Source organism: Streptomyces sp. NPDC041108, assembly GCF_055592645.1.
This window is the reverse complement of the sequence record NZ_JBVIYK010000008.1, coordinates 443,502-455,751: the sequence shown is the minus strand read 5'-3', so window position 1 is coordinate 455,751 and position 12,250 is coordinate 443,502. Positions and strand designations below refer to the sequence as shown.

The window sequence follows — 12,250 nt, the reverse complement described above, 5'->3', positions numbered from 1 at the left end:
CGTGCTGTGCGTGAACAACTTCTCCCGCTTCGCACAGCCCACCGAACTCGACCTGCGCGCCTACCAAGGACGCCACCCCGTCGAACTCATCGGCGCAGTCCGCTTCCCGGCCATCGGTGAACTGCCCTACCTCCTCACCCTCGCGGGCCACGGCTTCTACTGGTTCCGGCTCTCCCGAGTCCTCACCCGCGCCGCCCCAGGGCGTTGAGGCGCGGCCCGGCGAAAGGACGCGTCACCATGTCGAAGACCGCAACCGCACTGCTCCGGCCGGGCAGCGGCGGGCCGAGCAGCGGCGAGGTCGCCGCCGACCTCATGGCCTCGCTGGCCGGGCTGCTGCGCGACTGGCTCCCCCGGCAGCGCTGGTTCGCCGGCAAGGACCGGCCGGTCACGGACCTCGCCCTGCTGTCGATGACGGAGCTGTATCCGGGCTGTCTGCACCTGCTCGTGCACACCGGCGAGCCGAGCCACACCGGCCACGGCGGGGTGCCCGCGCCGGGCGGCATCCCCGCCGCCGGTGACTGCTACCAGTTGCTGCTCGGTGTGCGGGAACACCAGGCGCCGCGCCTCGGCCGGGCGCTCATCGGGCAGGCGCAGAAGGGCCCGCTCGCGGGTCTCAGCGTGTACGACGCGCTGTACGACCCCCGCTCGGCCCAGTTGCTGCTCGAACGGCTCCGGCACCCCGGTACGGCGGGCCCGTTGCATTTCGAGTCGGACCCCGACGTGCGGGTGCCGGCCGGGCTCGCGCCCCGGCTGCTGGACGCCGAGCAGTCCAACTCCTCGCTGGTGTACGGGGACGCGTTCATCCTGAAGGTCTTCCGGAGGATCCAGCCGGGGGTCAACCCCGACCTCGAGGTGCCGGGTGCGCTGGCCGGGCAGGGGTGCGGCCGGGTGCCGGCGCCGGTGGCCTGGTTCCGGACGACCGATCCGTTCCCGGCGACGCTCGGTGTGCTGCAGCCGTTCCTGCCCGACGCGTCGGACGGCTGGACGCTGGCGCTCGGCGCGCTCGCCGCCGGGCAGGACTTCACGGCACAGGCCCGTGAGCTGGGCCGGGCCACGGCCGAGGTGCATCTGGCACTGGCCTCGGCCTTCCCCTCGGGCGCCCACGACGAGAACGGACGCACGGCTGCCGCGATGACCGAGCGCCTGAACGCCGCCGCACGCTCCGTACCGGCCCTGCGGCCGTTCGTCCCCGGTCTGCGCAGCGCCTTTCGCGCCCTGCTCTCCTGCGACGTCGGTCCGCCCGCACAGCGCGTGCACGGCGATCTGCACCTGGGTCAGGTGCTGCGGGCCGGGCGGGAGTGGTTCGTCATCGACTTCGAGGGGGAGCCGTCCCGTCCGCTGGCCGAGCGGTGCGGCACCCAGTCGCCGGTGCGGGACATCGCCGGGATGCTCCGCTCCTTCGACTACGCGGCCCGGCAGCGCCGCCCCTGGCGCCCGGAGTGGGCACGCCGCTGCCGGGAGGCGTACTGCGCGGGTTACGCCGCCCACGCCGGCTGGGACCCGCGCAAGAAGCACGGACTGCTGCGCGCCTACGAGACGGACCGGGCCGTGTACGAAGTGCTCTACGAGGCCCGGCACCGCCCCGACTGGCTTCCCGTACCGATGGCGGCGATCGAGCGTCTCGCCGTGAGAGGAGACTGAGACCGTGGCCCTGCGCGACACCACTCCCCCCGAGGCGGCGGGCCCGCCCCCGCGCGGGCCCCGGCTGACCGTGGCAGCCCCTCCCCTGGCCCCCGACGACCGTGCGCGGCTGCTCTCCGGCGCCCACCACGACCCGCACGCCCTGCTCGGCGCCCACCCGGTGCCGGGCGGGATCGCCGTGCGGGCGCTGCGGCCGTACGCCCACGCCGTGAGCGTCGTGATCGGCGGTGAGCGCACCTATCTCGCCTCGGAGGGCGACGGTCTCTTCTCCGTCCTGCTGCCGCGTGACGCAGTCCCTCCGTACACGCTGCTCGTCTCGTACGAGGACACCGACCACGAGGTGCACGACCCGTACCGCTTCCTGCCCGCGCTGGGCGAGCTGGATCTGCATCTGATCCGTGAGGGGCGGCACGAGCAGCTGTGGAAGGCGCTCGGTGCCGAACCGATGACCCACCAGGGCGTGACCGGCACCCGGTTCACCGTGTGGGCGCCGAACGCCCGGGGTGTACGGGTCGTCGGTGACTTCGCCTGCTGGGACGGGACGGCGTTCCCGATGAGGTCCCTCGGGTCGTCCGGGGTCTGGGAGCTGTTCCTGCCGGGGGTGGGTGAGGGCGCCCACTACAAGTTCGAGATCACCTCCCGCCACGGCCACCGTCTGCTCAAGGCCGATCCGATGGCCCGCCGGGCTGAGGTGCCGCCCGCGACGGCGTCCGTCGTCACGGCCTCCCACTACGAGTGGGGCGACGCGGAATGGATGGCGCGGCGCGGGGACACCCCGGTGCACGAGGCGCCGTTCTCCGTCTACGAGATCCATCTGCCGTCCTGGCGACCGGGACTGACGTACCGTCAACTGGCCGATGTGCTGCCTGAGTACGTCTCCGACCTCGGTTTCACCCATGTCGAGCTGATGCCGGTCGCCCAGCATCCGTTCAGCGGGTCCTGGGGCTATCAGGTCACCGGCTTCTACGCCCCGACCGCGCGCCTCGGCACCCCCGACGACTTCAAGTACCTCGTCGACGCGCTGCACCGGGCCGGTGTCGGGGTGATCCTGGACTGGGTGCCCGCGCACTTCCCCAAGGACGACTGGGCGCTCGGCCGGTTCGACGGGGAGCCGCTGTACGAGCCCGGGGACAGCCGGCGGGCCGAGCACCCCGACTGGGGGACGTACGAGTTCGACTTCGGCCGTACCGAGGTGCGCAACTTCCTGGTGGCGAACGCCGTCTACTGGTGCGAGGAGTTCCATGTCGACGGGCTGCGGGTGGACGCGGTGGCGTCGATGCTCTACCTCGACTACTCGCGCGACTCCGGTCAGTGGACCCCCAACGTGTTCGGCGGGCGCGAGGATCTGGACGCGGTCGCCTTCCTCCAGGAGATGAACGCGACGGTGTACCGGCGCGCGCCGGGCGTGGTGACCATCGCGGAGGAGTCCACGGCCTGGGACGGCGTCACCCGCCCGACCGACAGCGGCGGTCTCGGCTTCGGGCTGAAGTGGAACATGGGCTGGATGCACGACTCGCTCGGCTACATCGAGCACGAGCCGGTGCACCGCAAGTACCACCACGACGAGATGACCTTCTCGATGGTGTACGCGTACAGCGAGAACTACGTCCTTCCCATCTCCCACGACGAGGTCGTCCACGGGAAGCGGGCGCTGGTGTCGAAGATGCCGGGCGACTGGTGGCAGCGGCGGGCGAACCACCGGGGGTACCTGGGCTTCATGTGGGCGCACCCCGGCAAGCAGCTCCTGTTCATGGGACAGGAGTTCGCGCAGGGTGCCGAGTGGTCGGAGGCGCAGGGCCCCGAGTGGTGGCTGCTCGACCCGGGGTACGGCGCCGAGGCGGACCACCGGGGGGTGCGCGATCTCGTCCGCGACCTCAACGCGGTGTACCGGCGAACACCCTCGCTCTGGCAGCGGGACTCGGATCCCGCCGGTTTCCAGTGGGTGTGCGGGGACGCCGCCGATGACAACGTCTTCGCCTTCCTGCGGTTCGACGCGCAGGGGGTGCCTCTCCTGGCGGTGTCCAACTTCAGCCCGGTCGTCCGGCGGGAGTACCGGCTCGGTGTCCCCGAGGAGGTTCCCGCATGGGCTGAGGTGCTGAACACGGACGCCGTGGCGTACGGGGGCGGCGGTGTCCGCGACTCGGGCCCGGTCGCGCGCGAGCCGGTGGCCTGGCACGGGCGGTCGGGAAGTGTCCGGGTGACGCTGCCGCCCCTGGCCACGGTCTGGCTCCGCCCGGCCTAGGTCTTGCGGGCCGCTCGCGTGTGCCGGTCCTCCGCGGGTGGGTGGGGCTTCTCGCGCAGTTCCCCGCGCCCCTGAGAGCCACCAGGCCCCGCACCCGAATGCCGATGGGACACCCCTCGCTCTCGGGGGATCGATCAGGATCGGAGAAGCCTGCCGGGGCGCTCGCGCCCTAGCGTGGAGCGCAGTTCACAGCGACCAGGAAACGACACCCGAGGAGCACCCCATGACCGCCGGACTCAAGACCGTCATCTACCCCGTCAAGGACCTGGCCGCGGCGAAGGCCCTGTTCAGCGCCCTGCTGGAGGTCGAGCCGTATGCGGACTCGGCGTACTACGTCGGTTTCAAGGACGCGGGGCAGGACGTGGGTCTGGACCCGAACGGACACGCGAAGGGAATGACCGGTCCCGTGCCGTACTGGCACGTCACCGACATCCGGGCGACGCTCACGGGGCTGCTGGGCGCCGGCGCCGAGACGCTGGAGGACGTCCACGACGTGGGCGGCGGCCGGCTCATCGCCTCGGTGAAGGACCCGGACGGGAACCTGATCGGGCTGCTCCAGGACACCACGGCGGAGTAGACCCGGAGACAGTCGTTGCGCCTGCACTAGTTGCATGGGCAACAATCTGCTCGCCCTCTGTTACCGTGCACATATGGCAGCGAACACGGCCGGCGCCCGGCTTGAGGACGAGTGGCGGGACATCCTGTCCGTGCACGCCCGCACCATGTGCGAGATCGACCGCGTCCTGCATCCGCACGGCCTCGGCGCCAGCGACTTCGAGGTGCTCGACATCCTCGCGTCCGGCCTGGCGGCCGCCACGGCGGCCGGGGACCTGTGCCGGGTGCAGAACATCGCGGAGAAGGTCCACCTCAGCCAGAGCGCGCTGTCCCGGCTGATCGGCCGCCTGGAGAAGGACGGCCTGGTGGAACGGTCCGTGTGCGCGGAGGACCGGCGCGGCGTGTGGGTCGCCCTCACGGACAAGGGCCGCGCGCTGCACGCCGAGGCGCTGCCGCTGCAGCGCGACGCCCTGGCCCGTACGCTCCGGCAGGGCTGACCCGCCCGTCACCCGGCCGGACCGGGCACGAGGGGCTGCGGTCCCCGCTTCTCAGGCCGGCTCTCGGGCTCAGATTCCCTGCCCTCCCAGCAGGGTGCCCACGTCGTGGGCGTCGAGGGTGAGACCGTGCGGGGAACCGGCGTCGATGGTGAGGGACAGGTCCACGTCGGCCGGCCACTGGGAGGCGAGGGCGCCCAGCGGCACCAGACGGTAGCGCGACACGTACGGCAGGAGTTCGGCCATCGCGGGTTCCGAGGTGAAGACCGGCACGATCTGTTCACCGCCGGGCTGCTCCAGAACCGGCAGCGCCACGGCCGTCGGGTCGCTCACGGCGGCCTCGTCGGCGTCGTCCGGCACGGGAATCAGCACGTCGCTGTCGGCGAGTGTGCTCAGCGCGGCCTCGTCATGGGTGTCGAAGGCGAGCGCGGTCAGCGCGCGCTGGGCCGGCGATACGGCCTGGGGCGCGTGGTGACCGTTGGGGGAGATGTCCATGGAAGATCCCAGATAGTGATGGAAAGGCCGCCCGGAACGGCGTCCGTACCGGGCGCGTCGCCCTGCGCGTACCCGACACGGACGCACGCATTCCTCTACGCCGCTCCGGGTTCGGCCCGCCGGTCCGTGCCACGCCGACAGGGCTGGTCATTTCTCCGGTCGGGGTGAAAACGGACCAGCAGTGGTGACCGGCGCCCACGCGCCCGCCGGGGCCCTGCGCCTAGCGTGGCCGTATGACCATGCAACCCTGGTTTCCCGCCGCCAAGCTGGGCATCTTCATCCACTACGGCATCTACGCCGTGGACGGGGTGCCGGAGTCCTGGTCCTTCTACTGGGGCGAGGTGACGCACGAGCGGTACATGAAACAGCTGGACGGCTTCACCGCGTCCGCCTACGACCCGGCGGCCTGGGCCGAGCTGTTCGCCCGGGCGGGCGCGGGATACGCGGTGCTCACCGCACGCCACCACGACGGCGTCGCCCTGTGGGACACCGCCCACGGCGAACTGGACGTCGTCCGGCGCACCCCGGCGGGCCGGGACCTGATCGGCGGCTATGTGGACGCGCTGCGCGAGCGGGGCCTGAAGGTCGGCCTCTACTACTCGCACTCCGACTGGAACCACCCGGACTACGCGAGCGTCCGCCACCCCGAGATCGATCAGTGGTCGAACACGCACCCGGGCGGAAACGACGCCAACCCCTACTCGCACGCCGCACCCGGCGAGGAGGACCCGGCGGCCTGGGACCGCTACCTCGCCTACCGTGACGGTCAGGTGAGGGAGCTGGTGGAGCGGTTCCGCCCCGACCTGCTGTGGTTCGACGGCGAGTGGGAGCGCACCGAACAGCAGTGGCGCATCACGGAGTTGGCCGATCTGATCCTCGCGGAGAACCCGGACACCGTCCTGAACGCCCGCATGCTCGGCCGCGGCGACTACGCCACCCCGGAGCAGGGGGTACCGCTCGAAGCGCCAGACGGGCCTTGGGAGTTGTGCCTGACCATCAACGACTCCTGGGGTTTCCAGCACGCGGACCACAACCACAAGTCGGTCCGGCAGCTGGTGCGTTACTTCACCGAGACGATCGGCATGGGCGGCAATCTGCTGCTGGACGTCGGTCCCAGGGCGGACGGGACGATCCCCGCGGAGCAGGTCGAGCGGCTGGAGGGGCTCGGCGCCTGGATCGCGCGGCACTCCGAGGCCGTCCACGGGACGGTCGCCGGACTGCCCGCCGGGCACCACTACGGCCCGAGCACCCTCTCCGCCGACCGGCGCACGCTGTATCTGACGTGCTTCGACGTGCCGCGCGAGTCCGTCGCGGTGCGGGGGCTGCGCAATCCGGTCCGGAGGGCCACCGTCCTCGGCACGGGCGCCGAACTGGGCCACCGGGTGATCGGCGGCCTGGACGCCGTGCCCGGTGTGACCTGGATCGACGCCCCCGCGGAGGCCGACCTCGACCCGTACGCGACCGTGCTCGCCCTGGAGCTGGACGGGGAGCTGGACCTCTACCGGGGTGCCGGCCGCGACTGACCGAGCACCTGGTCGACGGTCACGACCCGGACGAGCGGGCGGTACAGGTCCAGCAGATGCAGGGCCTTGGCGTGCGACTCGTCGTCCGCGCCCGCGCAGGCATCGGCGGCCACCAGGACCTCGACGCCCGCGTCGGCCGCCGCGAGAACCGTGGACAGCACACAGCAGTCGGTGCTGACCCCGGCCAGGACCAGCCGCCCGTCCGACCCGAGGCGGGCGGCGAGTTCCGGGCCCCACTTGCCGAAGGTCGGGGCGTCGATCACGTCCGGCGCCTCGTCGGCGAGTTCGTCGGCCAACTGCCACAGGCGCGCGCCGGGTGGCCGCAGCGCGAAGGGCGCCTGCGCGTAGTACGCCCGCCAGGCTCCCTCGGGCCGCCGGGGCGCGACGAAGCGGGTGAACACCGTCCGTCCGGCGAACGCCGGCAGCAGCCGCCGTACACCCGCCGCGGCCTCCTCGAAACGGGGTGCCGCCCACGGGCTGTCGGGCTCGGCGAACACGCGCTGCATGTCGATGACGGCGAGCAGGCCCCCCGGGGCCGTCGTCCTCACGCCCCCGCCTCCTGCGCCCGGACCCGGCCCCGCGACAGCGTCAGCGTGCCGAGGAAGCCGGCCGCCAGGGCGACCAGGACGCCCAGGTTGGCGTAGGCCCAGTCACCGGTCCTGCCGCCGAGGCCGAAGGGGCCGAGGAGATAGCCCTGCCAGTCGAGCCAGCCCGCCGCGGCGTTGGTGACCAGGCCCCAGCCGAGGGCGGTGGCGGCGACGGTGAGCAGGAGAGGGCCGGGCGGGATGTCGCCGTAGCGGCCGTCCGGGCGGAACAGGTCGGCCTCGGCGTAGTCGCGGCGGCGCAGCAGGAGGTCGGCCAGCATGACTCCGCACCAGGCGGCGACGGGGACGCCGAGGGTGGTGAGGAAGCCGATGAACGGGCCGAGGAAGTCGTCGGCGAGGAAGACGATGTAGACGGCGCCCGCGATCATCAGCAGCCCGTCCACGAGGGCGGCGAGCGGACGCGGTACGCGCAGACCGGCCGCGAGCAGGGCGAGGCCGGAGGAGTAGATGTCGAGGACGGCACCGCCGACGAGGCCGAGCACGGCGACGGCGGCGAACGGGACCAGGAACCAGGTGGGCAGGAGCGTGGTCAGCGCGCCGACCGGGTCGGCGGCGACGGCCTCGCCGAGGTCGGCGGAGGAGCCCGCGAGGAGCAGTCCGAAGACCAGCAGGAGCAGCGGGGCGAGCGAGGCGCCGAAGGTGGTCCAGCCGACGACGCCCCGGCCGGAGGAGTCGCGCGGCAGATAACGGGAGTAGTCGGCGGCCGCGTTGACCCAGCCGAGCCCGAAACCGGTCATCAGGAAGACGAGGGCGCCGATGAACTCCTGGGCGGATCCGGCCGGTACCGAGCTGACGGCGGACCAGTGGACGTGGTCGGCGACCAGTGCGACGTAGACGACGGTCAGCACGCCGGTGACGACGGTGATGACGGTCTGCAGACGCATGATCAGGTCGAAGCCCGTCACGCCGACCACCACGACCAGTGCGGCGACGAGGATCAGGGCGAGCATCTTGGTCCCGGTGCCGCCGCCCGTGCCGAGCCGGTCGAAGACGGTGGCGGTGGCCATGGTGGCGAGCGCGCAGAGCACGGTCTCCCAGCCGACCGTGAGCAGCCAGGAGACGGCCGCGGGCAGCCGGTTGCCGCGCACTCCGTACGCGGCGCGGCTGAGCACCATCGTGGGGGCCGAGCCGCGTTTGCCGGCGACCGCGACGAAGCCGCAGAGCAGGAAGGAGAAGACGACGCCGATGACGCCGGCGGCCAGGGCCTGCGGGAAGGAGATGCCGAAGCCGAGCGCGAACGCGCCGTAACTCATGCCGAGCACGGAGACGTTGGCGCCGAACCAGGGCCAGAAGAGGGTCCGTGGGGTGCCCTTGCGTTCGGTGTCGCCGATCACGTCCAGGCCGTGGGTCTCCACCTGGAGCGGTCGGACGGCGCCGGTGCCGTCGGGGGTGTGTGAGTCCGTCATCGCCGACCTGCCTGTCTGATCGCGGACCTGTCCGTCCGATCATGCTGATCGCGTCGAGGGGAACCTAGGTGCGCCGGTCAGGGGCGTCAAGGTGGCACTCGCACGGGTGCGGGGACGGGGCCGCCGGCCTGCCGGGAGCTACGTACAATCTTCGGGAATCGGCCGGAGGTTCGTGATCAGGGCTCTCCGGACGGGCTCCGGACGGCCCGGGGCCGGCTTCGGGGGGAATCGCATTGCCGTGGGACGTGGCTCCGCTGGTGAGCCGGGAGACCGAGCTGGCACGGATCGCCGGAATACTCGACGGACTGACGGGGACCGGCGACGGTCCGGCGGACCCCGCCCCCGGCCCGGCGGTCGTCGACGTCACCGGCGCGGCGGGGATCGGCAAGAGCAGACTGGTCTCGGAGTTCTGCGCGCTGGCGCGGGAGCGGGGCATGACGGTGCTGCGCGGCCGGGCGACCGAGTACGAGCAGCATCTGCCCTACCAGCCCCTCGCCGACGCCCTTGCGGACCTCGACTCCGAGACCGGGATCCCGTCCCCGTTCGCCGAGGCGCACACCGTCGACCGCTTCGCGATGCAGCGCGCGGCGGCGGCCTTCCTCGCCCGGGTCGCCCGCACCGGCAAGGGCCTCGTGGTGGCGCTCGACGACGTGCACTGGGCGGACCCGGCGTCCCTGGAACTGCTCGACCATCTCGTACGGCACCCGCCGCGGCGCGCACCCGTGGTGATCGTGGTGGCGCGCCGCGAACGGCAGACCTCGCCCCGTCTCGTCGCCTCGCTCACCCGGGGCGTGGAGACCGGGACGGTACTGCGGCTTGAGCTGGGCCCCCTGGACCGTGCCGCCTGTCTCGCGGCGCTCGCCCCGGACCGGCCGCCCGCCCTGGCCGCCGAGCTGTACGCGGCCAGCGAGGGCAACCCGCTGTACTTCCTGGCGCTGCTCCAGGCGGGCAGACCCGCGGGGCTCAGCTCGCTGCTCCTGGACGAGCTGACTCCCCTGACCGACGCCCAACGCGGCACGGTCCAGGCCGTGGCCGTGCTAGGCGACCACGCCGCACCCGCGCTGGTGGCGGCCGTCACCGGGCGGGGCGAGGACGAACTCGACGCGGATCTGCGGGAACTGACGGCCCGTGATCTCGCGCGGCCGGGGCCGGACGGCCGCTGGGCGCTGCGGCATCCCGTGCTGCGGTCCCTCGTCCACGACACCACCGATCCTCTGCTGCGCACCCGGATGCACCACCTCGCCGCCGCCGAACTGGCCCGGATCGGAGCGCCGGTCACCGAACGGGCGCATCACGTCGAGCGTTCGCTGACCGGCTGGGACCCGGACGCCGTCGCCGTCCTCACCGAAGCCGCCCGGCAGGCCGCCGCGACCGCGCCCGCGAGCAGCGCGCACTGGCTGGGCGTCGCCCTCACACATCTGCCGGAGCGGCCGGCGCACGGGGCGCTGCGCCGTGACCTCATGCTGCGGCGGGCCGAGGCGCTCGGCGCCTGCGGGGGGCTGCTGGAGAGCCGGGACCTGCTGCACGACGTGATCAGCCTGTCGCCGCCGGGCACCGACGACGGCGTACGGGCCGGCGCGGTCACCCTGTGCGCGGTCATGGAACGTCATCTGGGCCGGTACGCGGAGGCCATCGCCCTGCTGCGCCGCGAACTGGCCCGCGGCGCCGACCTCTCCCCCGCCGAGACCGTCCAGCTCGGCCTGGAACTGGGCTCGTCCGCCCCGCACGCCAGCTCCTACCCGGATGTGCGCGACGACGTGGTCCGCACCCTGGAGCTGGCCCGGTCGCTGGGCGACGAGGTCGCGGAGGCGGGGGCGCTCGCCGTCACCGCGCTCGGGGAGGCGTACGAGGGGAACATGGTGGCCGCCGCCGAGGCCGCCGACCGGGCCGGCGCGCTCATCGACTCCCTCACCGACCAGGATCTCGCGGGCCTGTGCGAACCGCTCGCCCGGCTCGGCTGGGCGGAGGCGTTCCTCGAACGGTACGCCGACGCCGAACGGCACGCCGGGCGCGGTCTCGCCATCGCCCGCCGGGGCGGCCTGCTCTACGTGGTGCCGCATCTGCTGCTGTGCCTGTCCCACATACAGGTCATAACCCTGCGGCTGGGGCCGGCCCTGGAACTCGCGGAGGAGGCGGAGACCATCGCCCGGGGCATCGACAGCGACGAACTGCTCGCGTTCGTCCTGGCGTCCAAGGCCCTGGCGCTGGTTCCCGCCCTCCCGCCGGGCGACGACGGTGCGCTGGCCGTCGCCGAGGAGGCCGTGGCGCGGGCCGGTGCCGGCACCCGCTGGTGGGCGTCCATCGCCTGGTGCATGCTCGGGTACGCCGCGCTCCACACCGGTGATCCGGCGCGGGCCCGCGCGGCGGTGATCCGGGCGGGCGGGGAGGACCTCGGCGGCCTGCAGCCGAGCATGCGGCCCCTGTTCATGGAGATCCTGGTGACCGCCGCCGCCGTCGCCGGGGACCGCGATCAGGCCCGGCAGTGGGCGGACCGCGCCCGCAAGGAGGCGGAGCGGCTCGGTCTCGTGGCGCAGCGGGTGTCGGCGCTGCGCAGCTCGGCGCATGTGCCGCTGGCCGACGGCGACATGGCGGCCGCGGCCGCCCTGTTCGAGCACGCCGCGGCGGAGGCGGCTCGGGGCGGGGGCCGGCTGTGGGAGGCACAGACCCTGCTGCTGGGAGCGCCCCTGACCGCGTCCGCGGGACGTACGGCCCGGGCCCGCGCCATGTGGGAGCGCGCCCTGCGGCTGAGCACCGAGGGAGAGGCCCGTCTGCTGACCGGCCTCGCGGAGGTGATCCGGCCGACGGTCTTCGGCGCGGAGCAGACAGCGGAGGCGATAACGGGCGCGGAGACAGCGGGAGTTCCGCAGGTCGCGGGCGAGAGCGGCGGGGAGCCGGGCGCCGGTCTCGTGGCGGGTGCGGTGACCGGCCCGGTGGCAGGTATGGCGGCAAGTGCCGCGGCCGGTCCGGTGGCGGGGCCGCCGACCGGTGCGGGGGTGCGTCCGAGCGGGGGCGCAGACGGGTCGTCGCGGGAGGCGGCGTCCGAGGAACTGGCCGTGCTGTCGCCGCGGGAGCGGGAGATCGCCGCTCTCGTCGCGAAGGGCCTGACCAGCCCCGCCATCGCCGAACGCCTGTTCCTCAGCCCGCGCACGGTCGAGACCCATCTCTCCCGCATCTACCGCAAGACCGGCGTGACGTCGCGGGCCGCTCTGGCGGCGCTCCAGGTGCGTGACGAACTGCGCGACGGGGGAGTGTGAGCGCCCCAGGCACGTGATGAACGCCCCCCAGGCAC

General features: G+C 73.1%; 10 protein-coding genes. 7 read left to right on the top strand and 3 right to left on the bottom strand.

All coding sequences use genetic code 11. From position 1 onward, the window contains the following. The 5 genes from ACZ6BB_RS24765 to ACZ6BB_RS24745 form a co-directional block, all read left to right on the top strand. On the top strand, window positions 1-208 hold a 208-nt coding region (locus tag ACZ6BB_RS24765; protein WP_471617333.1), incomplete at its 5' end, for an alpha-glucosidase C-terminal domain-containing protein. Window positions 209-237: 29 nt separating this feature from the next. After that, complete coding sequence (locus tag ACZ6BB_RS24760; protein WP_471617332.1) at window positions 238-1,641, top strand: maltokinase N-terminal cap-like domain-containing protein; 1,404 nt, start codon at window positions 238-240, stop codon at window positions 1,639-1,641. Window positions 1,642-1,645: 4 nt separating this feature from the next. Continuing rightward, window positions 1,646-3,883 (top strand): 1,4-alpha-glucan branching enzyme, encoded by a 2,238-nt coding sequence (glgB, locus tag ACZ6BB_RS24755; RefSeq protein ID WP_471617331.1) that lies wholly within the window; start codon window positions 1,646-1,648, stop codon window positions 3,881-3,883. A 223-nt stretch (window positions 3,884-4,106) separates the two neighbouring features. Then, complete coding sequence (locus tag ACZ6BB_RS24750) at window positions 4,107-4,460, top strand: VOC family protein (protein WP_471617330.1); 354 nt, start codon at window positions 4,107-4,109, stop codon at window positions 4,458-4,460. Window positions 4,461-4,533: 73 nt separating this feature from the next. Further along, window positions 4,534-4,935, top strand: coding sequence for a MarR family winged helix-turn-helix transcriptional regulator (locus tag ACZ6BB_RS24745; RefSeq protein ID WP_275460257.1), 402 nt, complete (start codon window positions 4,534-4,536; stop codon window positions 4,933-4,935). A gap of 69 nt (window positions 4,936-5,004) precedes the next feature. Here the strand turns inward: ACZ6BB_RS24745 and ACZ6BB_RS24740 are convergent, their stop codons facing one another. After that, window positions 5,005-5,427 (bottom strand): SseB family protein, encoded by a 423-nt coding sequence (locus ACZ6BB_RS24740; RefSeq protein WP_471617329.1) that lies wholly within the window; start codon window positions 5,425-5,427, stop codon window positions 5,005-5,007. Window positions 5,428-5,660: 233 nt separating this feature from the next. Here ACZ6BB_RS24740 and ACZ6BB_RS24735 point away from each other — a divergent pair, with 233 nt between their 5' ends. Continuing rightward, on the top strand, window positions 5,661-6,950 hold the full coding sequence (locus ACZ6BB_RS24735; protein WP_471617328.1) for an alpha-L-fucosidase: 1,290 nt from the start codon (window positions 5,661-5,663) through the stop codon (window positions 6,948-6,950). Here the strand turns inward: ACZ6BB_RS24735 and ACZ6BB_RS24730 are convergent. Together ACZ6BB_RS24730 and ACZ6BB_RS24725 are read right to left on the bottom strand one after the other, a co-directional pair. Next, window positions 6,926-7,498, bottom strand: coding sequence for a cysteine hydrolase family protein (locus tag ACZ6BB_RS24730; RefSeq protein WP_471617327.1), 573 nt, complete (start codon window positions 7,496-7,498; stop codon window positions 6,926-6,928). The two genes, ACZ6BB_RS24735 and ACZ6BB_RS24730, sit on opposite strands and share 25 nt — an antisense overlap. Beyond that, a complete protein-coding gene (locus tag ACZ6BB_RS24725) occupies window positions 7,495-8,961 on the bottom strand; it encodes a purine-cytosine permease family protein (RefSeq protein ID WP_471617326.1) in 1,467 nt (488 codons plus the stop codon). Before ACZ6BB_RS24725 ends, ACZ6BB_RS24730 begins: the two co-directional genes overlap by 4 nt. Window positions 8,962-9,206: 245 nt before the next feature. Between ACZ6BB_RS24725 and ACZ6BB_RS24720 the strand changes: the two genes are divergently transcribed. Further along, on the top strand, window positions 9,207-12,215 hold the full coding sequence (locus tag ACZ6BB_RS24720) for a helix-turn-helix transcriptional regulator (protein ID WP_471617360.1): 3,009 nt from the start codon (window positions 9,207-9,209) through the stop codon (window positions 12,213-12,215). The last annotated feature ends 35 nt before the right edge of the window (window positions 12,216-12,250 follow it).